Origin of the sequence: Streptomyces sp. NPDC092370 (assembly GCF_044755265.1) — a bacterium.
In the GTDB taxonomy this organism is placed as follows: Bacteria; Actinomycetota; Actinomycetes; order Streptomycetales; family Streptomycetaceae; genus Streptomyces.
Genome location: NZ_JBIVQO010000001.1, coordinates 1,371,103 through 1,394,845, shown reverse-complemented (window position 1 = coordinate 1,394,845; position 23,743 = coordinate 1,371,103). Strand labels below are relative to the sequence as shown.

Genomic DNA, 23,743 nt, shown 5'->3' with positions numbered 1-23,743 from the left:
CCCTGGTAAATGGGGGGGTGATTGTTTGTGCCCCCCCCCGGTCCCCGCCCCCAGGGGGGTGTCCGGGGGGGGGGGGGGCCCCCCCCCCCCCCCGGGGGGGGGGGGGGGGGGGGGGGGGGGGGCCCCCCCCCCCCGCCCGGTCGTCGTGTGCGGGAAGGGGCCGGTGTGGGGTTCTCCACACTCTCCCCTCGCAGGTCAACGGCAAGTTGACGGCGGTTGCCGGCCGTGGTGGACTGCCGGGGCCAGTACGGCGGCAGGAGAGGAAGCCGGTGAGAGTCCGGCGCGGTCCCGCCACTGTCACCGGGGTAGTGATCCCCGGGAGCCAGGAACTCTCGCCGCCGGTCTCGTCGAACCAGGGCGTGGACACCCTGAGTGAGGACACGTATCGCCATGCGCGGCTGCCGATCCCGTTCCAACACCCCGCCTCCGCCTGCCCTTCCGGCCGGCTGAGCCCATGGGTGCCGGTCGCGTCTTCGCGTACGGCGCCGCCGCCGGTCTGATCGGTGACCTGCTGCTCGGTGATCCTCGCCGGGGGCATCCGGTCGCCGCGTTCGGACGGGCCGCGAGTGCCGTGGAACGGGTGTTGTGGCGGGACCACCGCGGGTGGGGCGCGCTGCATACCGCCGTGTGTGCCTCGGGGGCCGTCGCCCTCGGCTCCGTCGCCGCACGTGCCGTGCGGAGGTCCTGCGTCGCCTCCGTCGCGCTGACGGGTGCCGCCACCTGGGCCGTGGTCGGGGGGACTTCACTCGCCCGGGAGGCCCGGGCCATCGGGCGTGCTCTGGAGGCCGGTGACGTCGAGACGGCCCGGGCCCGGCTGCCGCATCTGTGCGGGCGGGACCCACAGGCCCTCGATGCCGACGGGATCGCCCGGGCCGTGGTCGAGTCGGTCGCCGAGAACACCTCCGACGCGGTGGTCGGGGCCCTGGTGTGGGGAGCCGTCGGCGGGGTGCCGGGGCTGCTCGGGTTCCGGGCCGTCAACACCCTGGACGCGATGGTCGGACACAAGTCGGCCCGCTACCGGCGGTACGGGTGGGCCTCCGCGCGGCTGGACGACCTCGCGGGCTGGCCGGGGGCGCGGCTGACCGCGGTCCTCGCCGCCCTGGCCGGGCCGGATCCCCGGGGCGCCGTGCGGGCCTGGCGGGCCGACGCGGCGAAGCATCCGAGCCCCAACGCCGGTCCCGTGGAGGCCTCTTTCGCGGGGGCTCTCGGGGTGCGGCTGGGCGGGACGCTCTCGTACGGCGGGCGGGTGGAGCACCGGCCCGTGCTGAACACGCAAGGACGTGCCGTCGGCACGCGCGATGTCGAACGGGCCGTGCGGCTGTCGCGGCGCGTCACCTGGCTCGCGCTCGGGGTGTGCGCCGGTGCGCGGTTGCTCAAGAGGGGGAATTGACGTGAACGGTGGTCTTCTCGTCGCCGGTACCACCTCCGACGCGGGCAAGAGCGTCGTGACCGCCGGGATCTGCCGGTGGCTGGTGCGGCAGGGCGTCAAGGTCGCGCCCTTCAAGGCGCAGAACATGTCCCTGAACTCCTTCGTGACGAAGGAGGGGGCCGAGATCGGGCGGGCGCAGGCCATGCAGGCGCAGGCCTGCCGGGTCGAGCCGACCGCGCTGATGAATCCCGTGCTGCTCAAGCCCGGAGGTGAGCAGAGCAGTCAGGTCGTGCTGCTGGGCAAGCCGGTCGGGGAGATGAGTGCGCGCGGGTACCACGGCGGGCGGCAGCAGAGGCTGCTCGGGACGGTGCTGGACTGCCTGGAGCAATTGCGGGGCACGTATGACGCAGTGATCTGCGAGGGGGCCGGTTCTCCCGCCGAGATCAATCTGCGGCGGACGGACATCGTGAACATGGGGATCGCCCGGGGTGCCGGGCTGCCCGTGCTCGTCGTCGGCGACATCGACCGGGGTGGTGTGTTCGCCTCGTTCTTCGGGACGGTGGCGCTGCTGTCGCCCGAGGACCAGCGTTGCGTCGCCGGGTTCCTCGTCAACAAGTTCCGCGGGGACGTCTCCCTGCTGGAGCCGGGTCTTGACATGCTGCGCGACCTGACCGGGCGGCGGACGTACGGCGTGCTGCCGTTCCGGCACGGGCTCGGGATCGACGAGGAGGACGGGCTGCGGGTCTCCCTGCGGGGAGCGGTGCGGGAGTCCGTCGTCGCCCCGCCGGTCGGGGAGGACGTGCTGCGCGTCGCGGTCTGCGCCGTGCCGCTCATGTCCAACTTCACCGACGTGGACGCGCTGGCGGCCGAACCGGGCGTCGTGGTGCGGTTCGTGGACCGGCCGGAGGAGCTGTCCGACGCCGACCTCGTCATCGTCCCCGGCACCCGCGGGACGGTCCGCGCGCTGGAGTGGCTGCGCGAGCGCGGCCTCGCCGGGGCCCTGGCCCGCCGGGCCGCCGAGCAGCGGCCCGTCCTCGGCATCTGCGGTGGTTTCCAGATCCTCGGCGAACACATCGAGGACGACGTCGAGAGCCGCCGGGGTCACGTCGACGGGCTCGGGATCCTGCCCGTGCGGGTGCGGTTCGCCCGCGAGAAGACCCTCACCCGGCCGGCGGGCGAGGCCCTCGGGGAGCCCGTCGAGGGCTACGAGATCCACCACGGGGTCGCCGATGTGGCCGGCGGAGAACCCTTCCTGGACGGGTGCCGGGTCGGCCAGACCTGGGGCACGCACTGGCACGGCTCTCTGGAGTCGGACGGTTTCCGGCGGGCCTTTCTGCGGGAGGTGGCGGCCGCCGCGGGCCGCCGCTTCGTGCCGGCTCCGGACACCTCGTTCGCCGCGCTGCGCGAGGAGCAGCTCGACCGGCTCGGTGACCTGATCGAACAGCACGCGGACACGGACGCGCTGTGGCGGCTCATCGAGTCCGGCGCGCCACAAGGACTGCCCTTCATTCCACCGGGAGCACCCGCATGAGCACTGTGTTGTTGTTGTCGACCGCCGACACGGACCTGCTGGCGGCCCGGGCCGCCTCCGGTGCCGACTACCGGATCGGCAACCCCACCCGCGTGGACGTCCGGGAGGAGCTCCCGGCCCTGCTGGACGGAGCCGGCATCGCCGTCGTCCGGCTGCTCGGCGGCAAGCGGGCCTGGGAGGACGGGCTCGCCGCCCTGAAGGCCTCCGGCGTCCCCACCGTGCTGCTGGGCGGCGAGGCCGTGCCGGACGCGGAGCTGATGGCCGAGTCGTCCGTCCCGGCCGGTGTCGTGGCCGAGGCGCTGAAGTACCTCGTGGAGGGCGGGCCGGACAACCTCACCGAACTCGCCCGGTTCCTCTCCGACACCGTGTTGCTGACCGGCGAGGGGTTCGTCGAGCCGCGCACGATGCCGGAGTACGGCGTCCACGGTGAGCGCGCCCGGGTGGACGGCCGGCCGACCGTCGGCGTGCTCTTCTACCGGGCCCACCACCTGAGCGGCAACACCGCCTTCGTCGACACCCTGTGCGACGCGATCGAGGCGCGGGGCGCCAATGCGCTGCCCGTGTACTGCGGCTCGCTGCGCGGCGCGGACGCGGGGCTGTACGAGATCCTCGGGCGGGCGGACACCCTGGTCGCGACCGTGCTCGCCGCCGGCGGCACCCACGCCTCGCAGGCCTCGGCCGGCGGTGACGAGGAGGCCTGGGACATCGGCGCCCTCGCGGAGCTGAACATCCCCGTGCTGCAGGGCCTCTGCCTGACGTCCTCCCGGCAGGCCTGGGCGGAGTCGGACGCCGCCCTTTCCCCCATGGACGCCGCGATGCAGGTGGCGATCCCGGAGTTCGACGGACGGCTGATCACCGTGCCGTTCTCCTTCAAGGAGCAGGGCCCGGACGACGTGCCCGTGTACGTCGCCGACCCGGAGCGCGCCGCACGCGTCGCCGGCATCGCCGTACGGCACGCGCGGCTCAGGCACAAGGCGAACGCCGAGAAGAAGCTGGCGCTGGTCTTCACCGCGTACCCGACCAAGCACTCCCGGGTCGGCAACGCGGTCGGGCTCGACACCCCGGCCTCGGCGGTGCGGGTGCTGGACGCGCTGCGGGACGCCGGGTACGTCGTCGAGGGGCATCCGGACGAGGGGGACGAGCTGATCCACCGGCTCATCAACGCCGGCGGGCACGACGTGGAGTGGCTGACGGAGGAGCAGCTGGCCGCCGCGCCCGCGCGGGTGCCGCTGGCGGACTACCGGGCGTGGTTCGAGAAGCTCGACCCGGAGCTGAAGGACGCCATGACCGAGGCGTGGGGCGAGCCGCCGGGCAGCCTCTACGTCGACGGGGACGACATCGTGCTGGCGTCCCTGCAGTTCGGGAACGTCGTCGTGATGATCCAGCCGCCGCGCGGTTTCGGCGAGAACCCGATCGCGATCTACCACGACCCGGACATGCCGCCGTCCCACCACTACATGGCGGCCTACCGGTGGCTGGAGAACAGTTTCGGCGCCGACGCCATCGTCCACATGGGCAAGCACGGCACCATGGAGTGGCTGCCCGGCAAGGGCCTCGGGCTCGGCGGGGGCTGCGCCCCGGACGCGGTCCTCGGGGACCTGCCGCTGATCTACCCGTTCATCGTCAACGACCCGGGTGAGGGCACCCAGGCCAAACGGCGCGGGCACGCCACGGTCGTCGACCACCTCGTGCCGCCGATGGCCCGCGCCGACACCTACGGCGACCTGGCCAAGCTGGAGCAGCTCCTCGACGAGTACGCGCTCGTCTCGGACCTGGACCCGACGAAGGCCCCGACCGTGCGCGCCCAGATCTGGACGCTGGTCAAGGCGGCCGAGCTCCACCACGACCTGCACGTCGACGAGCAGCCGGACGACGAGGCGTTCGACGAGTTCGTCATGCACATCGACGGCTATCTGTGCGAGATCAAGGACGTGCAGATCCGCGACGGCCTGCACATCCTGGGCGGTGGGCCGGTCGGTGAACCGCGCGTCAACCTCGTGCTGGCCGTCCTGCGCGCCTCGCAGGTGTGGGGCGGGCAGGCCAACGCGCTGCCGGGGCTGAGGGCCTCGCTGGCGCGGCACTTCGGTCTGGTGGAGAAGGAGCTGCTGGCCGAGCCGGGCGCTGCGGTGAAGGTGCCCGCCGAGCTGACGGACCTGGTGGACGGCCCGGCCCGCAGCGCCGCCGACGCGATCGACCTGCTGGAGCAGCTGTGCCGGCGGCTCGCGGAGGGCATGGAGGAGCGCGGCTGGGCCCTCGCCGAGAGCGCGCCGCTGATCCGGGAGGTCCTCGGCGCCGAACTGCCCGAGGCCGTCGCCGTGCTGGAGTTCGCCTGCGCCGAGGTCGTGCCGCGGCTGGAGCAGACCACCGACGAGATCGGGCACATCCTGCGGGCCCTGGAGGGCGGCTACGTCCCGGCCGGACCGTCCGGTTCGCCGACCCGCGGGCTCGTCAACGTCCTGCCGACGGGCCGGAACTTCTACTCCGTCGACCCCAAGGCCATTCCGTCCCGGTTGAGCTGGGAGGTCGGGCAGTCGCTCGCGGACTCGCTGGTGCAGCGGTATCTGCAGGACACCGGTGAGTACCCCACGTCCGTCGGTCTGACGGTGTGGGGCACCTCCGCCATGCGCACCCAGGGCGACGACATCGCCGAGATCCTGGCGCTGCTGGGCTGCCGGCCGGTGTGGGACGACGCCTCGCGGCGCGTGACCGGGTTCGAGGTGATCCCCCTGGCCGAGCTCGGCCGGCCGCGCATCGACGTCACGGTCCGCATCTCGGGCTTCTTCCGGGACGCGTTCCCGCACGTGGTGGGGCTGATCGACGACGCCGTGCGCACGGTCGCCGACCTGGACGAGCCGGCCGAGTCCAACCACGTCCGGGCGCACGCCGACCAGGACACCGCCGAGCACGGGGACCGCCGGCGGGCCACCGCCCGCATCTTCGGCTCCAAGCCGGGGGCTTACGGGGCCGGTCTGCTGCCGCTGATCGACGCCCGCAACTGGCGCTCCGACGCGGACCTCGCCGAGGTGTACGCGGTGTGGGGCGGCTACGCCTACGGCCGTGGGCTCGACGGCCGGGCGGCGCGCGGGGACATGGAGACGGCGTTCAAGCGGATCGCCGTCGCCGCGAAGAACGTCGACACCCGCGAGCACGACCTGGTCGACGCCGACGACTACTTCCAGTACCACGGCGGCATGGTCGCCATGGTGCGCCACCTGACGGGCGCGAGCCCCGAGGCGTACGTCGGTGACTCGGCCACCCCGGACCAGGTGAAGACCCGCACGCTCGGCGAGGAGACGCACCGCGTCTTCCGCGCCCGCGTGGTCAACCCGCGCTGGATGGCGGCCATGCGGCGGCACGGCTACAAGGGCGCCTTCGAGATGGCGGCGACCGTGGACTACCTGTTCGGGTACGACGCCACGGCCGGGGTCGTGGACGACTGGATGTACGAGAAGCTCAGCGCCGAGTACGTCTTCGACCCGGAGAACCGGGACTTCATGAAGAAGTCCAACCCCTGGGCGCTGCGGGGCATCACCGAGCGGCTGCTGGAGGCCGCCGAGCGCGGACTGTGGGCCGAGCCGGACGCTCAGACGCTGGAGCGGCTGCGGGCCACCTACCTGGAACTCGAAGGCGACTTGGAGGGCGACGAGAAGTGACCACCCCCTTTCCGTTCACGGCCGTCGTGGGCCAGGACGACCTGCGGCTCGCGCTGCTGCTGAACGCGGTCTCACCGGCGGTCGGCGGTGTGCTGGTGCGCGGTGAGAAGGGCACGGCCAAGTCGACCGCGGTGCGGGCGCTGGCGGCGCTGCTGCCGGCGGTCCCGGTCGTCCCGGGATGCCGTTTCTCGTGCGATCCCTCCTCCCCCGACCCGGTGTGCCCGGACGGGCCGCACGAGGCCGGCACCGGCGTCGAGCGGCCCGCCCGGATGGTCGAGCTGCCCGTCGGCGCCTCCGAGGACCGGCTGGTCGGCGCGCTGGACATCGAGCGGGCCCTGTCCGAGGGCGTGAAGGCCTTCGAGCCGGGCCTGCTCGCCGACGCGCACCGCGGGATCCTCTACGTCGACGAGGTCAACCTCCTCCACGACCACCTGGTCGACCTGCTGCTGGACGCAGCCGCGATGGGCGCCTCGTACGTGGAGCGCGAGGGCGTCTCCGTGCGGCACGCCGCCCGCTTCCTGCTCGTCGGCACCATGAATCCCGAAGAGGGCGAACTGCGGCCGCAGTTGCTCGACCGGTTCGGGCTGACCGTCGAGGTAGCGGCCTCGCGGGAGCCGGACCAGCGGGTGGAGGTCGTCCGGCGGCGCCTGGCCTACGACGACGACCCCGGCGGATTCGCCGCGCGCTGGGCCGAGGAGGAGGCCGCCGTACGGGCGCGGATCATCGCGGCGCGGGAGCTGCTGCCGTCCGTGCGGCTGGGCGACGGCGCGCTGCGGCAGATCGCCGCGACCTGTGCGGCCTTCGAGGTGGACGGCATGCGCGCGGACATCGTGATGGCGCGGACCGCCACGGCGCTGGCGGCCTGGGCCGGGCGCACGGACGTGCTCGCCGAGGACGTCCGGCAGGCGGCGCTGCTCGCGCTGCCGCACCGGCGGCGGCGCAACCCCTTCGACGCGCCGGGGCTCGACGAGGACAAGCTGGACGAGACGCTGGAGGAGTTCGGCGGCTCGGACGACGACGATCCGGATCCGGACCCCGGGCCGGACGGGCCGGGCGGGGGCGGCGGACAGCCGGAACCCGACGACGCCCCGCAGGGCGACGGCGACACCGCGGCCCGACCCGAGGCCGGGGAGAACGGGCAACCGCGGCCCTCGGGGGCCGGCGAGCAGTCGGCCGTACGGGCTTCCGAACCGTTCCGGACGAAGGTGCTGAGCGTGCCCGGGATCGGCGAGGGTGCCGCCGGGCGGCGTTCGCGGGCGCGGACCGAGCAGGGGCGCACGACCGGGGCCCGGCGGCCGCGGGGCGCGCTCACCAAGCTGCACCTGGCGGCGACCGTGCAGGCCGCGGCACCCCACCAGCGGGCGCGTGGGCGCTCAGGACCGGGCCTGGTCGTGCGCCGGGACGATCTGCGGCAGGCCACCCGCGAGGGGCGCGAGGGCAATCTCGTGCTGTTCGTCGTGGACGCCTCCGGTTCGATGGCGGCACGGCAGCGGATGAGCGCCGTGAAGGGCGCCGTGCTGTCGCTGTTGCTGGACGCCTACCAGCGGCGCGACAAGGTGGGACTGGTGACCTTCCGGGGCTCGGGCGCCGATGTCGCGCTGCCGCCGACCTCGTCCGTGGACGCGGCGGCGGCCCGGCTGGAGACGCTGCCGACCGGCGGGCGCACACCGCTCGCCGCCGGGCTGCTGCGCGCCCACGACGTGCTGCGCGTGGAGCGGCTGCGCGATCCCGCGCGGCGGCCGCTGGTCGTGGTCGTGACGGACGGACGGGCCACCGGCGGCCCGGAGCCCGTCGCCCTGGCCGGGCGTGCGGCGCGGTTGTTCGCGGCCGACGGTGTCGCCTCGGTGGTCGTGGACTGCGAGTCGGGGCCGGTGCGGCTGGGGCTCGCCGGGCAGCTCGCCGGTGAACTGGGCGGTACGGCCGTGACATTGGACGAGTTGCGGGCGGACAGCATCGCCGGGCTCGTGAAGGACGTACAGAGGAGGGCCGCGTAATGCCGCAGGGACAGCCGAGTGTGGTGCCGGACGACGGGCTGACGACACGGCAGCGCCGGAACCGTCCGCTGGTCGTCGTGCACACGGGCGTCGGCAAGGGCAAGTCCACCGCCGCCTTCGGGCTCGCGCTGCGGGCCTGGAACCAGGGGTGGCCGATCGGGGTGTTCCAGTTCGTCAAGTCGGCGAAGTGGAAGGTCGGCGAGGAGAACGCGCTGCGGGTGCTGGGGGCGTCCGGGGAGGGCGGGTCCGTCGACTGGCACAAGATGGGCGAGGGCTGGTCCTGGGTGCAGCGCGATGCCCAGATGGACAACGAGGAGAAGGCCCGGGAGGGCTGGGAGCAGGTCAAGCGTGACCTGGCCGCCGAGACGTACAGGCTGTACGTGTTGGACGAGTTCGCCTACCCGATGCACTGGGGCTGGGTGGACACCGACGAGGTGATCTCCGTGCTGCGGGACCGGCCCGGAACGCAGCATGTCGTCATCACCGGGCGGAACGCGCCCGGGAAACTCGTGGACTTCGCCGATCTCGTGACCGACATGTCCAAGGTCAAGCATCCGATGGACGCGGGCCAGAAGGGCCAGAGGGGCATCGAGTGGTGAGTGGTTCCGTCCCTCGGCTGGTCATCGCCGCGCCCTCCTCGGGCAGCGGCAAGACCACCGTCGCCACGGGGTTGATGGCCGCGTTCGCCGCGCGGGGGCTCGCCGTGTCCCCCCACAAGGTCGGGCCGGACTACATCGACCCCGGGTACCACGCGCTCGCGACCGGGCGGGTGGGACGGAACCTCGACGCGTACCTGTGCGGGCCCGAGCTGGTCGGGCCGCTGTTCCTGCACGGGGCGCGGGGCTGTGACATCGCGGTCGTCGAGGGCGTGATGGGGCTGTACGACGGGGCCGCCGGAGAGGGTGAGCTCGCCTCGACGGCTCATGTCGCCAAGCTGTTGCGGGCGCCGGTGGTGCTGGTCGTCGACGCGTCGTCGCAGTCGCGGTCGGTGGCGGCGCTGGTGCACGGGTTCGCGTCCTGGGACCCGGAGGTGCGGGTCGGGGGCGTGATCCTGAACAAGGTCGCCTCGGACCGGCACGAGGAGTTGCTGCGGGAGGCGCTGGAGCAGGCCGGGGTGCCGGTGCTGGGCGCCTTGCGGCGGGCTTCGCAGGTGTCCACGCCTTCTCGGCATCTCGGTCTGGTTCCTGTAGCCGAACGGCAGGGTGCGGCGGTCGAGGCCGTCGCTGCGATGGCTGCGCAGGTCCAGGACGGTTGTGACCTGGGAGCATTGGAAGCCCTGGCACGTGCAGCCGGTGCCGTACCAGGGGGCTCCGCCCCGTGGACCCCCGCCTCACCCACCCACCACCCGACACACTCGGATGAAAGGCCGGCGCCCCCCGCCGGGGCGACGCGGTCGGGCGAAGCTGTCGGGGGGCGTGCACCCGTCGTCGCCGTCGCCGGTGGGTCTGCGTTCACCTTCTCCTACGCCGAACACACCGAACTCCTCACCGCCGCCGGGGCCGACGTCGTCACCTTCGACCCCCTGCGGGACGAGGAACTGCCCGAGGGGACCGCCGGGCTGGTGATCGGGGGCGGGTTCCCCGAGGTGTACGCCTCGGAGCTGTCCGCCAACGAACCACTGCGCAAGGCCGTGGCCGAGCTGGCGGGAAGCGGCGCTCCCGTCGCCGCCGAGTGCGCGGGGCTGCTGTACCTGTGCCGGGAGCTGGACGGGCTGCCGATGTGCGGGGTGCTGGACGCCGGGGCGCGAATGACCGAGCGGCTCACTCTGGGCTACCGGGACGCCGTGGCCGTGGGCGACAGTGTGCTCGCGGTGGCCGGGACACGGATGCGGGGACACGAGTTCCACCGGACCGTGGTGGAGCCCGGGTCGGGGACGGAACCCGCCTGGGGGGTCCGCGGCCCCCGGCCGCGGGTCGAAGGTTTCGTACAGCGCGGTGTGCACGCGAGCTATCTGCACACGCACTGGGCGTCCGAGCCCGGTGTCGCCCGTCGGTTCGTCGAGAGGTGCCGGACGTCATGAGCAGCAGGCTGATCGGAGTCGGTGTAGGGCCCGGGGATCCGGAGCTGGTGACCGTCAAGGGGGTCAACGCCCTGCGGGAGGCCGATGTCGTGGTGGTCCCCGTGATGGACAGCGGGGAGCGTGGCCGGGCCGAGGCGACGGTGTTGCACTACGTGCCCGAGGAGAAGGTCGTGCGCGTCGTGTTCGCGCTGAACGAGCGCAGCGACCGGGGGCGGCGCGAGGCCGCCTGGGACGCGGCCGGGGACCGGGTCGCGCAGTTGCTGCGTCGTCATGCCGCCGTGGCCTTCGCGACCATCGGGGATCCCAACGTCTACTCGACGTTCACGTATCTCGCGCAGACCATCGCCGAGTCGGTGCCGGGGACCGTCGTGGAGACCGTGCCCGGGATCACCGCCATGCAGGACCTCGCCGCCCGGTCGGGTGCCGTGCTGACCGAGGGCACCGAGCCGCTGACGCTCGTGCCCGTCACCGCCGGGGCCGCCGTGCTGAAGGACGCCCTGGCCGGGCCCGGGACCGTGGTCGCCTACAAGTTCGGGCGGCAGGCGCACGAGGTGGCCGAGGCGCTGCGCGAGACCGGGCGGCTCGGCGACGCCGTGTGGGGCTCGGCGCTCGGGCTGCCCGAGGAGTCGGTACGTCCGGCCGCCGAGCTCGGCGACGCGCCCCTGCCCTATCTTTCGACGCTCATCGCGCCCGCCCGGCGCGACGGCGGACGGGGCGGGAAGCTCTGACCCGCCCGTCCGCCACCCCACCCCCGCTCACCCCCCTGTACGAGAGGACCCATCCCATGGCCGACGCCCCCGCCGGCAAAGTGACCTTCGTCGGCGCCGGTCCCGGCGCCGCCGACCTGCTGACGTTCCGCGCCGCGCGCGCCATCGCCGAGGCCGACGTGGTGATCTGGGCGGCCAGCCTGGTCCAGGAGGAGGTCCTGGAGCACGCCCGTGAGGACGCGGAGGTCCTGGACTCGGCGACCATGTCCCTGGAGGACGTAGTCGCCGTGTACGAGCGGGCCCGCGCCGAGGGCCTCAAGGTCGCCCGCATCCACTCCGGTGACCCGGCCCTGTGGGGCGGCACGCAGGAGCAGGTCGACCGGTGTGCCGAGATCGGCATCGCGACCGAGATCGTGCCCGGGGTGTCCTCCTTCTCGGCCGTCGCGGCGCTCGCCCGGCGCGAGCTGACCATCCCCGAGGTCGCGCAGTCGGTCGTGCTGACCCGGCTCGGTGGTGGCAAGACGCCGATGCCGCCCGGGGAGGAGGTCCGTGAGTTCGCCAAGCACGGCACCACCATGGCGGTGTTCCTCTCCGCCGCCCGCAGCGGGCAGCTCGTGCGGGAGCTGCTGGAGGGCGGCTACCCGACGACGACCCCGGTCGTGGTGGCGTACCAGGCGACCTGGCCCGAGGAGCTGATCGTGAAGTGCACGATCGGCACGCTGGAGGAGACGGTCAAGGAGCACAAGCTCTGGAAGCACACCCTGTTCCTGGTCGGCCCGGCGCTCGACGCGCACGGCACGCGCTCGCACCTGTACCACCCGGGGCACTTCCACGGCTACCGCAAGGCCGACCCCGAGGCCCGCAGGGCTCTGCGTGAACGGGGTGCCAGTACATGATCACCGTGGTCGGGACCGGCACCGGGGCACCGGTGGGCGAGGACGTCCTGGCCGGGGCCCGGCTGGTCGTCGGCGGGCAGCGGCACCTGGACGCCGTACGGCTGCCGGAGTCGGCCGAGCGGATCGTGCTCGGGCCCCTGGCCCCCGCCCTCGACGCGGTCGAGCGGCAGGTCGGCGAGGGCGGGCGGGTCGTCGTGCTGGCGTCCGGGGATCCGGGCTTCTTCGGGATCGTGCGGGTGCTGGCCGAGCGGTTCGGGCCTGAGCGGCTGGAGGTGCGGCCCGGGGTGTCGTCCGTGGCCGCCGCGTTCGCGCGGATCGGGCTGCCCTGGGACGACGCCGTGGTGGTGAGCGCCCACGGGCGGGAGCTGCGCACGGCCGTCAACGTGTGCCGGGCGCAGGCGAAGACGGCTGTGCTGACCGGGCCGGGAGCGGGTCCCGCGGAGCTGGGTGCGGCGTTGCTGGACGCGCCGCGGGTGCTGGTCGTCGCCTCCGGGCTCGGCTCGCCGGCCGAGCGCGTGGAGCGGGTGACGCCCGCCGAGGCCGCCGCCCGGGACTGGGGCACGGCGGTGAACGTGGTGCTGTGCCTGGACCGGACGCGCGCCCTCGGGGCCGTGCGGACCGTCGCGGGGCCCGGCGAACGGCCCGCCGGCTGGGCCTTGGAGGAGGCGGAGTTCACCCACCGGGACTCGATGATCACCAAGTTCGAGGTGCGGGCGCTGGCCCTGGCCCGGCTGGGGCCGCGTCCGGGTGACCTGGTGTGGGACGTGGGCGCGGGCTCGGGGTCCGTGGCCGTGGAGTGCGCGCGGCTGGGTGCGGCCGTCACCGCCGTGGAGAAGGCCGCCGACGGGGTGGAGCGGGTCCGTGCCAACGCCGCCGCGCACGGCGTGGACGTGCGCGTGGTGCAGGGCAGGGCACCGGAGGTGCTGGCGGATCTCGCCGAGGCCCCGGACGCCGTGTTCGTGGGGGGTGGCGGGCGCGAACTGCCCGCCGTCGTCGCCGCGTGTGCGCGGCGTGCCCGGCGCACGGTGGTCGTCGCCATGGCGGCGCTCGACCGGGTACCGGCCGCGCGCGAGGCCCTGACGGGCGCCGGTCTCACCTGCGACGGCGTGCTGTTGCAGTCGTCGCGGCTCGCGCCGCTGCCCGGGGACGTGACCCGGCTCGCGGCGACCAACCCCGTTTTCCTGCTGTGGGGCGTCCGGCCTCCGGCAGCTGTAGAAGAAGGAGTCGCTCAGTGATCGGCCTCATTTCCGCCACCGCGGCGGGAGCGGCTGCGCGGGACCGGCTGGCCGCGGCGTGGCCGGACCGCACGCGTGTGTACGAGGGTCCCGTCGGGGACGCCGTACGGACGGCGTTCGCGCAGTGCGAGCAGCTCGTGTGCTTCCTGGCGACGGGGGCGGTGGTGCGGCTGGTGGCACCGCTGCTGTCCGGCAAGACCGAGGACCCGGGTGTGGTGTGCGTCGACGAAGGCGGGCGGTTCGCCGTGTCCCTGCTGGGCGGGCACGCGGGCGGGGCCAATGAACTGGCCCGCGAGGTGGGCGAGGTGCTGGGCGCCGAGCCGGTCGTGACGACGGCCACGGACGCCGTGGACCTGCCGGGCCTGGACACCCTCGGCCTGCCGGTCGAGGGCGATGTCGCCGCGGTGTCGCGGGCGCTGCTGGACGGCGAGGCGGTGGCACTGCGGGCCGAGGTGGCCTGGCCGCTGCCGCCGCTGCCGGTGACCGACGAGGGCCCGTACACGATCCGGCTCACCGACCGGCTCGTGGAGGCGGCCGGGCGCGAGGCGGTGCTGCGGCCGCCGACGCTGGTCGTCGGGGTCGGGGCGTCCAAGGGCGCCCCCGTCGAGGAGGTCCTCGGGCTGGTCGAGGACACCCTGCGGGAGGCCGGGCTGTCCCCGGCGTCCGTCGCCGAGCTGGCCACCGTCGACGCCAAGGCCGCGGAGCCCGGCATCGTCGAGGCGGCGCGGCGGCTCGCGGTGCCCCTGGTGACGTACTCCGCCGAGGAGCTGGCCGGGGTCGACGTGCCCAACCCGTCCGACGCACCGCTCGCGGCCGTCGGCACCCCGTCCGTGGCCGAGGCCGCCGCGCTCGTCGGCGGGGGCGAACTCCTCGTCCCCAAGCGGAAGTCGGCCGCGCGCCCGGCGATGGCGACCTGTGCCGTCGTACGGAGGCCGGGGCGCGGGCGGCTCGCGGTGGTCGGGCTCGGGCCGGGCGCCCGGGACCTGCTGACACCGCGTGCGAAGGCCGAACTCCGGCGCGCCCGTGTGCTCGTGGGGCTCGACCAGTACGTCGACCAGATCCGTGACCTGCTGCGGCCCGGCACCCTGATCCTGGAGTCGGGACTCGGGGCCGAGGAGGAGCGGGCGCGCACGGCGGTCGAGGAGGCCCGCAAGGGGCAGGCCGTCGCGCTGATCGGCAGCGGGGACGCCGGCGTCTACGCCATGGCCTCCCCCGCGCTGGCCGAGGCCTCCGACGACATCGACGTGGTCGGAGTTCCCGGCGTGACCGCGGCGCTCGCGGCCGGCGCGATCCTGGGCGCCCCGCTGGGTCACGACCACGTGTCGATCAGCCTGTCCGACCTGCACACACCGTGGGAGGTCATCGAGCGGCGGGTGCGCGCGGCGGCCGAGGCCGACCTCGTGGTCACCTTCTACAACCCGCGTTCGCGCGGCCGCGACTGGCAGCTCCCCAAGGCACTGGGCATCCTCGCCGAGCACCGGGCACCGGCCACACCGGTCGGTGTCGTACGCAACGCCTCGCGGCCGGACGAGTCCAGCCGGCTCACGACGCTGGGGGCTCTCGACCCGGCGACGGTCGACATGATGACGGTCGTGACCGTGGGCAACACCGCGACCAGGGACATCGCGGGGCGCATGGTGACCCCGCGCGGCTACCGCTGGCAGTCGGCACAGGAGGGCTCCGAGTGAACCGCGTCGTTCATCCGATCGAGGTGGAGTCCTACCGGCGTCTGCGCGCCCGGCTGGACACCTCGCACTTCCCGCCCCTGACCCGGGCGGTCGTGGAGCGGGTCATCCACTCCGCCGCCGACCTCGACTACGCCACCGACCTCGTCATGGACGAGGCAGCCCTGGAGAAGGCGCACGCGGCGCTGCACGCCGGGGCGCCCGTGGTCGTGGACGTGGAGATGGTCGGTGCCGGGATCACCCGGCGGGAGACCGTCTGCCGTCTGAAGGACGCCGAGTCCGGTCCGGGGCTGACCCGTTCCGCGCACGCGATCCGGCTCGCTCACGAGCAGGTCGGCCCCGGTGCCCTCTGGGTGATCGGCAACGCGCCGACCGCGCTGGAGGAACTGCTGACGCTCGACGCCGACCCCGCGCTCGTCATCGGCCTGCCCGTCGGTTTCGTCGGAGCCGTCGAATCGAAGGCCGCGCTGCGCGAGAGCGGACTGCCCGCCGTGAGCAACGTGTCCGAGAAGGGCGGGTCGGCGGTCGCCGCCGCCGCGCTCAACGCCCTGCTGTACCACCCCACTTCCTCCGAGGAGAAACTGTGACCACCCCGCCCGCCCTGCTCATCGCCGGCCACGGCACCCGCGACGACGCCGGAGCGGAGGCGTTCCGCGACTTCGTACGGCGGCTGGGGGCCAGACACCCCGAACTGCCCGTCGCGGGCGGCTTCATCGAACTGTCCCCGCCGCCGCTGGGCGAGGCCGTCACCGAGCTGGTGGAACAGGGCGTGCGGCGCTTCGCCGCCGTCCCGCTGATGCTGGTTTCCGCCGGGCACGCCAAGGGCGACATCCCGGCGGCCCTGGCCCGCGAGAAGGAGCGGCACCCCGGCATCTCCTACACCTACGGGCGTCCGCTCGGCCCGCATCCGGCGCTGCTGAACGTGCTGGAGCGGCGGCTGGACGAGGCCCTGGGGTCGGCGGGCCGCACGCCCGGGGACCGGGCCGACGTGACGGTGCTGCTGGTCGGGCGCGGCTCCACGGACCCGGACGCCAACGCCGAGGTGCACAAGGCGGCCCGGCTGCTGTGGGAGGGGCGCGGGTACGCCGGTGTCGAGACGGCGTTCGTGTCGCTGGCGGCACCGGACGTGCCCAGCGGGCTCGACCGCTGCGTGCGGCTGGGTGCCCGCCGGATCGTGGTCCTGCCCTACTTCCTGTTCACGGGCATCCTGCCGGACCGGGTGCGGCACCAGACGGAGGGCTGGGCGGCCGCGCACCCGGAGGTCGAGGTGGTCTCCGCCGACGTCATCGGGCCGGAGCCGGAGCTGCTGGACCTGGTGTGGGAGCGGTACGAGGAGGCCGTCAAGGGCGATCTGCGGATGAACTGCGACTCGTGCGTGTACCGCATCGCGCTGCCCGGTTTCGAGGACAAGGTGGGCATGCCGCAGCAGCCGCACTTCCACCCGGACGACGACGACCACCACCACGGACACGGTCACGGGCACCACCACCACGGCGCTCACTCGCATGCGCACTGAGAGCGGGCACGATCTGCGCCACCACGGCGACGCGGAGGTCCGGGACGACGGCGGCTCGCTCGTCGACCTCGCCGTGAACGTCCGCGCGCACACGCCGCCGGAGTGGCTGAGGGAGCACATCGCCGCGTCGCTCGGCGGCCTGGCCGCCTACCCGGACGGGCGTGCCGCGCGGGCGGCGGTGGCGTCCCGGCACGGGCTGCCGGTGGAGCGGGTGCTGCTGACGGCGGGAGCGGCGGAGGCGTTCGTGCTGCTGGCGCGGGCGCTGAAGGTGCGCCGGCCGGTCGTCGTCCACCCCCAGTTCACGGAGCCCGAGGCGGCGCTGCGGGACGCGGGGCACACGGTCGGCCGGGTGCTGCTGCGGGAGGAGGACGGCTTCCGGCTGGACCCGGCGGCCGTCCCCGAGGACGCGGACCTGGTGGTGATCGGCAACCCGACCAACCCGACGTCGGTGCTGCACCCGGCGGACACGATCACCGCACTCGCCCGGCCCGGGCGGGTGCTGGTGGTCGACGAGGCGTTCATGGACGCGGTGCCGGGCGAACACGAGGCCCTGGCCGGCCGTACCGATGTGCCCGGCCTCGTGGTGCTGCGCAGTCTGACCAAGACGTGGGGGCTGGCCGGGCTGCGGATCGGGTACGTCCTGGCGGCGGCGGAGACCGTCGAGGACCTGGAACGCGCGCAGCCGCTGTGGCCGGTGTCGACCCCGGCGCTGGCCGCGGCCGAGGCGTGCGTGGGGCCGCAGGCGGTGGCGGAGGCGGCCCACGCGGCCCATCGCATCGCCGCGGACCGCGCGCATCTGCTGGCCGGTCTCGCCCGCTTCGCCCCGGCCGGGTTGCGCGTCGCCGGGCCCGCGCAGGGCCCGTTCGTCCTGATCCGCCTGGAGCGGGCGTCCGAGGTACGCCGCCGCCTGCGCGACCTCGGTTACGCCGTGCGCCGCGGGGACACGTTCCCCGGCCTGGACGAGGAGTGGCTGCGGCTGGCGGTGCGGGACCGCGCCACGAGCGACGGGTTCCTGCGGGCGCTCGAGCGGGCGTTGCGGCACTGAGGCCCGGGCTTCCGTGGGCACTGGAGCAGGCCTTGGAGCCCGTGAGGCACCGACTCCTCAAAGCTCTCGCCGCCACCCCCGGCTACGGGATCAGCCGCGGCGGCGGGCCAGCACCACCGCTCCCCCACCTGCCACGAGCAGGGCGATCCCGCCGCCCACGAGGTACGGCGTCGTCGAGTCACCGCCGGTCTCGGCCAGCCTCTCCTCGGTGACTGCTCCCTGCGGCTTGGCGTCGGCCCGCGGGGCGGACGCATCGGCCGGGGGCTGTGCGCCGGCCGCGGGCTCGGACGCAGGCTCGGAGGCGGGTGCGGGCTCGGACGCGGGTGCCGGCTCGGACGCAGGCGCGGACGCGGGTGCGGGCGTCTTGCAGGCGGCCTCTGCCAGGGTGAGCGTGCCGTCGACCTCGGCGACGTTCAGCTTCGACGGGTTGACCGACACCTTCAGTTCGAGGGCGGTGGCGGCGGCCGAACGGGCCGTCGTCCGGGTGCTCGACAGATCCAGACGCACCTCGCCGACGCCGGGCACCTTGACGTCCGCCGAGCCCTCGGCGGTGAGGTTCACGCGCTCGCCGAGCACGGTCACCGAGCCGGGAATGGCGGCCGTGGCGACCGGCTTCTCCCCGACCTCACAGGTGGCCTTCGACGTGATCTGCTCGACCTCGATCACCGCCAGCAGCGGCAGGCCGGGGACGTGCAGGCGGGCATGGACCAGGGTGGAGGCCGCCTCGGCCTTCGTGGCACTGGTCGTGGCTTTCGCGTGAGCCACCTCGGCGCGCAGCACGCTGAAGGGCCGGCCGCCGTTCACCGCGTCCAGACGGGCCGTCAGTGTGGTCTCCTCGGCGCTCTGGGGAGCCTGGACCTCGTTGAGGGAGACGGCGAGCGGGACGTTCACCGACTTGTTCAGCAGGGAGACGTCCAGGCCGGTGCGCAGGGTGACCGCGCTCGCGCGGCCGTGGTCGTCGGCGGCGTACGCCGGGCCCGCGCCGGTCAGTGTCACGGGCCCGGCGGCCAGGGCCATGACCGTCGCGACGGTCGCCAGACGGCGTACGGGCAGACGGAAGAAAGTGCTGTTCACGGTGGAGGCTCCAGGAGAGACAGGCTCGGGTCCCTGAAACATTCGTCTCGCGGCGCGTACACCCTGAGTGATCTGACGCCACTTCACTCCAACGTGGCTGGATCGTAGGAGACCTTGACCGTCCGGCACGGCACAGGCGTTCCCCGCCGTCGCCCTCGCGGCTACCCGACCACGCGCCCGTTCAGCACCACCCGGCGCGGCGACGCCAGCACCCGTACGTCCGCGCGCGGGTCCTCGTCGTAGACGACGAGGTCGGCGGGGGCGCCCTCGTCCAGGCCGGGGCGGCCGAGCCAGGTGCGGGCCGTCCAGGTGCCCGCCGCGAGGGCCTCGACGGGCGGGATGCCGGCGGTGACCAGTTCGGCGACCTCGGCGGCGGCCAGGCCGTGGGCGAGACTGCCGCCGGCGTCGGTGCCGACGAAGACCGGGATCCCCGCGTCGTAGGCGCCCCGGACGGTGTCGTAGCGGCGTTCGTGGAGTCGGCGCATATGGGCCGACCAGCGCGGGAAGCGGGCTTCGCCGCCTTCGGCGAGCTGCGGGAAGGTGGCGATGTTGACCAGGGTCGGCACGATGGCCACGCCCCGCTCGGCGAACAGCGGGATGAGGTCCTCGGTCAGGCCCGTCGCGTGTTCGATGCAGTCGATGCCCGCCTCGACGAGGTCCCTCAGGGAGTCCTCCGCGAAGCAGTGCGCGGTCACGCGGGCTCCCAGGCGGTGGGCCTCGGAGATCGCCGCCTCGACGGCGTCGCGGGGCCAGCACGCCGACAGGTCGCCGAGGTCGCGGTCGATCCAGTCACCGACCAGCTTGACCCAGCCGTCGCCGCGCCGGGCCTCCTGGGCGACGTAGGCGACCAGGTCCTCCGGCTCGATCTCCCAGGCGTAGTTGCGGATGTAACGGCGGGTCCGGGCGATGTGCCGCCCGGCACGGATGATCTTCGGCAGGTCCTCGCGGTCGTCGATCCAGCGGGTGTCGGAGGGCGAGCCGGCGTCGCGGATGAGCAGCGTGCCCGCGTCCCGGTCGGTCAGGGCCTGCTTCTCGGCGACGTCCGCGGGGACGGGGCCGTGCCGGTCGAGTCCCACGTGGCAGTGCGCGTCGACGAGGCCGGGCAGGGCCCAGCCGACGACGGTGCGGACGTCGCGGGCGCCGGCGGGGCGGTCGTAGGAGACGCGGCCGTCGACCACCCACAGTTCGTCCCGGACGTCCTCGGGCCCGACGAGCACCCGTCCCTTCACGTGCAGCACCGTGTCGCTCATGCACCGCACCTTAGTGAGGCGGCCGACGGACCTCGAAGGGGGCCGGTGTCCGCGGGACTCGCCGCGTGAGGAGGTGAGGGCCGCCGGTTACCCTCGATGCGATCGAACTGCTGTGAGTGAAGAGAGCATTGCCGTGACGCATCCGTTTCTGGACCTGACCCCGCTCGGCGCGGACCGCTTCGCCGCGATCGAGGACCGTGTGGCGCGGCTGCTGAACACCGGGCAGGACGTCGTGATCATGCAGGGCGAGGCGCTGCTGCCGCTGGAGGGTGCGATCCGTGCCGCGGCCGGTCCGGGCACGACGGCGCTCAACGTCATCACGGGACCGTACGGGCAGACCTTCGGCGACTGGCTGCGGGACTGCGGCGCCACGGTGATCGACCTGGCGGTGCCCTTCCACACGGCCGTGACGGCCGAGGAGATCCGGCAGGCCTTCGCCGAGCACCCGGCCATCGACTTCGTGTCCCTGGTGCACGCGGAGGCGGCGACCGGCAACACCAACCCGGTCGCGGAGGTCGGCGAGGTCGTGCGGGCGCACGGGGCGCTGTTCTACCTGGACGCCGTGGCGTCGATCGGGGCCGAACCGGTACTGCCGGACGCCTGGGGCGTGGACTTGTGCGTGATCGGCGCGCAGAAGGCGATGGGCGGCCCGGCCGGGGTGTCGGCGGTGTCGGTCAGCGAGCGGGCCTGGGCCCGCATGGCGGCGAACCCGAAGGCGCCCCGCCGGTCGTACCTGTCGCTGCTCGACTGGAAGGAGCGGTGGATCGACGGCGGCCGCGCGGCGCTGCTCCACGCGCCCGCGCAGCTGGAGATGCTGGCGCTGGAGGCGTGTGTGGAGCGGATCGAGACGGCGGGGCTGGAGGCCGTGATGGCCCGGCACGCCTCCGCCGCGGCGGCGACGCGGGCCGGGGCGGTCGCGCTCGGTGGCGGACTGGAGCCGTACGTGTACGAGGCCCGGGACGCGGCGCCCGTCGCCACGACGCTGCGGGCGCCGTCGGAGCTGGTGGCGTCGGAGCTGGTCCGGCGGGCGCTGGCCGCGGATCCGGCGGTGCCGCTGGCCGCGGGCGGAGGCGCGCTGGCCAAGGAGATGATCCGGGTCAACCACTACGGCGCGGATGCGACGCCCGGGGCCGTGCGCGCGAGTCTGGTGGCCTTGGGGGTGGCGCTCTGCGAGCAGGGACTGCCGGTCGACATGGAGGGGGCGCTTCGGGCCGCCGAGGAGGCGTGGCGGTAGTCCGCTGCCGAAAGGCACCGGACATCCGCGTACCGGGGCGCCGTTGCCGGTGCCCCGTGTCGTGCTCCCCCTATGACCGTCGGCACACCCGCTGGTGACCCGGCCCTTCCCGACGGCCGCTCCGTCCCCCACCTCACCGGTGACGAGCGGGCCATGCTCGAGAGTTGGCCGGCCTTCCACCGGACCACGCCGGCGCTGAAGTGTGCCGGGCCGGACGACGCTCAGGTGCGGGTCGTGGCGGCCGAGCCGTGGTCGCGACGCCGCTCGGACTGGTGCAGCACCTCGCCGATCTCCTGCGGGAACGTATCCACGGAGTGACCGGAGCCTGAATTCCACGTGCTTTCCGATACATCCCACATGTAAGCTGGCACACAATTAAGAATTGTCTCAAGAATAGCTTCCCGTATTCTTCTGCCCGCTTTCCCCGATCCTAAACGCGCAGATTTTGAGGATACTCGGCGGGGAAATTCTGGCAGGTCTCGTGGGGGTTACATGGCTGTGACGCGTTACACACCGTGACCGCTTTGGCCGGTAATTACCGGACAAGACCGGGCATTCCACCTCCTCATCAAGGGATCCTTCGCGCTCGCGTGATAACACAGACGAACCCCCGTATGTAACCCTGACCGGCGATGCAATTTTGAATTTCGCTGGGTAAGTTCATTTCGCATGACTGCCGTACAAGCAGATCCGCAAATCGACCGCCCCACGGTGGCTGACGGAGCCGCACTCTGGCGGATGGCGAAGGACTCGAAGGTTCTCGACGTGAACTCGTCCTACAGCTATCTGCTGTGGTGCCGCGACTTCGCCGCCACATCGGCTGTGGCCCGTGACGAGCACGGCGAGCCGATGGGTTTCATCACCGGGTACGTGCGGCCGGACAACCCGCGCGCCCTGCTGATCTGGCAGGTGGCGGTGGACGAGGCCCATCGCGGGCGCGGACTGGCCGCCGCGCTGCTCGACGGTCTGGTCGCGCGGACCGTGACCGAGCGAGAGGTGACGACGCTGGAGACCACCATCACTCCGGGCAACACCGCCTCGGAGCGCCTGTTCACCTCGTTCGCCGAGCGTCACGGCGCGCGGCTGGAGCGCGAGGTGCTGTTCGGCACGGGCCTGTTCCCCGACGGGCCGCACGACGCGGAGGTGCTGTACCGCATCGGCCCCCTGCCCCACTGAGACTTCCCGCCCCACCCACTCCCGCAGACTTCCCCCACGTACCGAGGAGCGATTCGTCGTGACCATCACCCAGCCCGACCTGAGCGTCTTCGAGACCGTCGAGTCCGAGGTGCGCAGCTACTGCCGCGGCTGGCCCACCGTCTTCGACCGTGCGGTGGGCAGCCGCATGTACGACGAGGACGGTCATGAGTACCTCGACTTCTTCGCAGGAGCCGGGTCACTGAACTACGGGCACAACAACCCGGTCCTGAAACGCGCACTGATCGACTACCTGGAGCGGGACGGCGTCACGCACGGGCTCGACATGTCGACCACCGCCAAGCGCACGTTCCTGGAGGCCTTCCAGAACCTGCTGCTGCGCCCGCGTGACCTGCCGTACAAGGTCATGTTCCCCGGCCCGACCGGCACCAACGCCGTGGAGGCCGCGCTGAAGTTGGCGCGGAAGGTGAAGGGGCGCGAGTCGATCGTGTCGTTCACCAACGCCTTCCACGGCATGTCGCTGGGCTCGCTGGCCGTGACCGGCAACGCGTTCAAGCGGGCCGGCGCCGGCATCCCGCTGGTGCACGGCACCCCGATGCCGTTCGACAACTACTTCGACGGCCAGGTTCCGGACTTCCTGTGGTTCGAGCGGCTCCTGGAGGACCAGGGCTCGGGTCTCAACAAGCCCGCCGCCGTGATCGTCGAGACCGTGCAGGGCGAGGGCGGCATCAACGTGGCCCGGCCCGAGTGGCTGCGCGCCCTGTCCGAGCTGTGCGAGCGGCAGGACATGCTCCTGATCGTCGACGACATCCAGATGGGCTGCGGCCGTACCGGCGCGTTCTTCTCCTTCGAGGAGGCGGGCATCACGCCGGACATCGTCACCGTCTCCAAGTCGATCAGCGGCTACGGACTGCCCATGTCGCTGTGCCTGTTCAAGCCCGAGCTCGACGTCTGGGAGCCCGGCGAGCACAACGGCACCTTCCGCGGCAACAACCCCGCGTTCGTCACGGCCACCGCGGCCCTGGAGACGTACTGGGTCGACGGTTCCGCGATGGAGAAGCAGACCCGCAAGCGCGGCGAACAGGTCGAGCAGGCGCTGATCTCCATCACCGAGGAGAACCTGGCCGACGTGAAGGAGTACCGGGGCCGCGGCCTGGTGTGGGGCCTGGAGTTCCACGACAAGGCACGCGCCGGCAAGGTCGCCAAGCGTGCCTTCGAGCTCGGACTGCTCATCGAGACGTCCGGCCCGGAGAGTGAGGTCGTGAAGCTGCTCCCGGCCCTCACCATCACGCCGGAGGAACTGGACGAGGGCCTGAGCACGCTGGCCCGCGCCGTCCGAGAGACCGCCTGACACCGAACCGAGAGCACCACCCATCTAG

General features: G+C 73.3%; 18 protein-coding genes and 1 riboswitch. Of the genes, 16 read left to right on the top strand and 2 right to left on the bottom strand.

Going from position 1 to position 23,743, the window contains the following annotated elements:
- The first annotated feature begins 196 nt into the window (after positions 1 to 196).
- Positions 197 to 355: riboswitch (cobalamin riboswitch) on the top strand.
- Between the two features lie 99 nt (positions 356 to 454).
- Genes ACIQHQ_RS06270 through cobC form a run of 13 tightly spaced genes read left to right on the top strand, consistent with a single transcriptional unit; the run spans position 455 to position 17,651 of the window.
- Positions 455 to 1,390 carry a cobalamin biosynthesis protein gene (locus tag ACIQHQ_RS06270; RefSeq protein ID WP_402610532.1) on the top strand — a complete coding sequence of 312 codons (936 nt, stop codon included), beginning with the start codon at positions 455 to 457 and terminating at the stop codon, positions 1,388 to 1,390.
- A 1-nt stretch (position 1,391) separates the two neighbouring features.
- Entirely contained in the window at positions 1,392 to 2,900 is a 1,509-nt protein-coding gene (locus ACIQHQ_RS06265; RefSeq protein WP_402610531.1) for a cobyric acid synthase, read from the top strand.
- The gene (gene cobN, locus ACIQHQ_RS06260; RefSeq protein WP_402610530.1) at positions 2,897 to 6,553 is read left to right on the top strand and encodes a cobaltochelatase subunit CobN; all 3,657 of its coding nucleotides are present in this window, start codon (positions 2,897 to 2,899) and stop codon (positions 6,551 to 6,553) included. Before ACIQHQ_RS06265 ends, cobN begins: the two co-directional genes overlap by 4 nt.
- On the top strand, positions 6,550 to 8,547 hold the full coding sequence (locus ACIQHQ_RS06255; protein WP_402610529.1) for a putative cobaltochelatase: 1,998 nt from the start codon (positions 6,550 to 6,552) through the stop codon (positions 8,545 to 8,547). Before cobN ends, ACIQHQ_RS06255 begins: the two co-directional genes overlap by 4 nt.
- On the top strand, positions 8,547 to 9,146 hold the full coding sequence (cobO, locus tag ACIQHQ_RS06250; protein WP_031110986.1) for a cob(I)yrinic acid a,c-diamide adenosyltransferase: 600 nt from the start codon (positions 8,547 to 8,549) through the stop codon (positions 9,144 to 9,146). Before ACIQHQ_RS06255 ends, cobO begins: the two co-directional genes overlap by 1 nt.
- A complete protein-coding gene (locus ACIQHQ_RS06245) occupies positions 9,143 to 10,567 on the top strand; it encodes a cobyrinate a,c-diamide synthase (protein WP_402610528.1) in 1,425 nt (474 codons plus the stop codon). The genes cobO and ACIQHQ_RS06245 overlap by 4 nt, the downstream gene beginning before the upstream one ends.
- Entirely contained in the window at positions 10,564 to 11,295 is a 732-nt protein-coding gene (cobI, locus tag ACIQHQ_RS06240) for a precorrin-2 C(20)-methyltransferase (protein ID WP_402610527.1), read from the top strand. The genes ACIQHQ_RS06245 and cobI overlap by 4 nt, the downstream gene beginning before the upstream one ends.
- 56 nt (positions 11,296 to 11,351) lie before the next feature.
- On the top strand, positions 11,352 to 12,170 hold the full coding sequence (cobM, locus tag ACIQHQ_RS06235) for a precorrin-4 C(11)-methyltransferase (protein WP_402610526.1): 819 nt from the start codon (positions 11,352 to 11,354) through the stop codon (positions 12,168 to 12,170).
- Positions 12,167 to 13,405 (top strand): precorrin-6y C5,15-methyltransferase (decarboxylating) subunit CbiE, encoded by a 1,239-nt coding sequence (gene cbiE, locus ACIQHQ_RS06230; RefSeq protein WP_402610525.1) that lies wholly within the window; start codon positions 12,167 to 12,169, stop codon positions 13,403 to 13,405. Before cobM ends, cbiE begins: the two co-directional genes overlap by 4 nt.
- Positions 13,402 to 15,093: a precorrin-3B C(17)-methyltransferase gene (gene cobJ, locus ACIQHQ_RS06225; protein ID WP_402610524.1), complete on the top strand. Its 1,692-nt coding sequence runs from the start codon at positions 13,402 to 13,404 to the stop codon at positions 15,091 to 15,093. Before cbiE ends, cobJ begins: the two co-directional genes overlap by 4 nt.
- Positions 15,090 to 15,677 (top strand): precorrin-8X methylmutase, encoded by a 588-nt coding sequence (locus tag ACIQHQ_RS06220; protein WP_402610523.1) that lies wholly within the window; start codon positions 15,090 to 15,092, stop codon positions 15,675 to 15,677. The genes cobJ and ACIQHQ_RS06220 overlap by 4 nt, the downstream gene beginning before the upstream one ends.
- Positions 15,674 to 16,606, top strand: a complete 933-nt coding sequence (locus ACIQHQ_RS06215; RefSeq protein WP_402610522.1) for a sirohydrochlorin chelatase — start codon at positions 15,674 to 15,676, stop codon at positions 16,604 to 16,606. Before ACIQHQ_RS06220 ends, ACIQHQ_RS06215 begins: the two co-directional genes overlap by 4 nt.
- A complete protein-coding gene (gene cobC / locus ACIQHQ_RS06210) occupies positions 16,596 to 17,651 on the top strand; it encodes an Rv2231c family pyridoxal phosphate-dependent protein CobC (protein WP_402610521.1) in 1,056 nt (351 codons plus the stop codon). Before ACIQHQ_RS06215 ends, cobC begins: the two co-directional genes overlap by 11 nt.
- 90 nt (positions 17,652 to 17,741) lie before the next feature.
- Here cobC and ACIQHQ_RS06205 read toward each other — a convergent pair whose 3' ends face one another.
- Together ACIQHQ_RS06205 and ACIQHQ_RS06200 are read right to left on the bottom strand one after the other, a co-directional pair.
- Positions 17,742 to 18,725 (bottom strand): SCO1860 family LAETG-anchored protein, encoded by a 984-nt coding sequence (locus ACIQHQ_RS06205; RefSeq protein ID WP_402610520.1) that lies wholly within the window; start codon positions 18,723 to 18,725, stop codon positions 17,742 to 17,744.
- Positions 18,726 to 18,886: 161 nt separating this feature from the next.
- Positions 18,887 to 19,975, bottom strand: a complete 1,089-nt coding sequence (locus tag ACIQHQ_RS06200; RefSeq protein ID WP_402610519.1) for an amidohydrolase family protein — start codon at positions 19,973 to 19,975, stop codon at positions 18,887 to 18,889.
- Between the two features lie 133 nt (positions 19,976 to 20,108).
- On the opposite strand from ACIQHQ_RS06200, the gene ACIQHQ_RS06195 reads away from it, so the two are divergent.
- The 3 genes from ACIQHQ_RS06195 to ectB all read left to right on the top strand — a co-directional run bounded on the left by ACIQHQ_RS06195 (position 20,109) and on the right by ectB (position 23,715).
- A complete protein-coding gene (locus tag ACIQHQ_RS06195; protein ID WP_402610518.1) occupies positions 20,109 to 21,209 on the top strand; it encodes a pyridoxal-phosphate-dependent aminotransferase family protein in 1,101 nt (366 codons plus the stop codon).
- 669 nt (positions 21,210 to 21,878) lie between these two features.
- Positions 21,879 to 22,385 (top strand): diaminobutyrate acetyltransferase, encoded by a 507-nt coding sequence (ectA, locus tag ACIQHQ_RS06190; protein WP_402610517.1) that lies wholly within the window; start codon positions 21,879 to 21,881, stop codon positions 22,383 to 22,385.
- Positions 22,386 to 22,443: 58 nt separating this feature from the next.
- The gene (gene ectB / locus ACIQHQ_RS06185; RefSeq protein WP_402610516.1) at positions 22,444 to 23,715 is read left to right on the top strand and encodes a diaminobutyrate--2-oxoglutarate transaminase; all 1,272 of its coding nucleotides are present in this window, start codon (positions 22,444 to 22,446) and stop codon (positions 23,713 to 23,715) included.
- Positions 23,716 to 23,743: the final 28 nt, after the last annotated feature.

Coding starts and splice junctions, on each gene's coding strand:
- ACIQHQ_RS06270 (WP_402610532.1), top strand. CDS start 455: ATGGGTGCCGGTCGCGTCTTCGCGTACGGCGCCGCCGCCGGTCTGATC.
- cobN (WP_402610530.1), top strand. CDS start 2,897: ATGAGCACTGTGTTGTTGTTGTCGACCGCCGACACGGACCTGCTGGCG.
- cobO (WP_031110986.1), top strand. CDS start 8,547: ATGCCGCAGGGACAGCCGAGTGTGGTGCCGGACGACGGGCTGACGACA.
- cobI (WP_402610527.1), top strand. CDS start 10,564: ATGAGCAGCAGGCTGATCGGAGTCGGTGTAGGGCCCGGGGATCCGGAG.
- cobM (WP_402610526.1), top strand. CDS start 11,352: ATGGCCGACGCCCCCGCCGGCAAAGTGACCTTCGTCGGCGCCGGTCCC.
- cbiE (WP_402610525.1), top strand. CDS start 12,167: ATGATCACCGTGGTCGGGACCGGCACCGGGGCACCGGTGGGCGAGGAC.
- cobC (WP_402610521.1), top strand. CDS start 16,596: ATGCGCACTGAGAGCGGGCACGATCTGCGCCACCACGGCGACGCGGAG.
- ACIQHQ_RS06200 (WP_402610519.1), bottom strand. CDS start 19,975: ATGAGCGACACGGTGCTGCACGTGAAGGGACGGGTGCTCGTCGGGCCC.
- ectA (WP_402610517.1), top strand. CDS start 21,879: ATGACTGCCGTACAAGCAGATCCGCAAATCGACCGCCCCACGGTGGCT.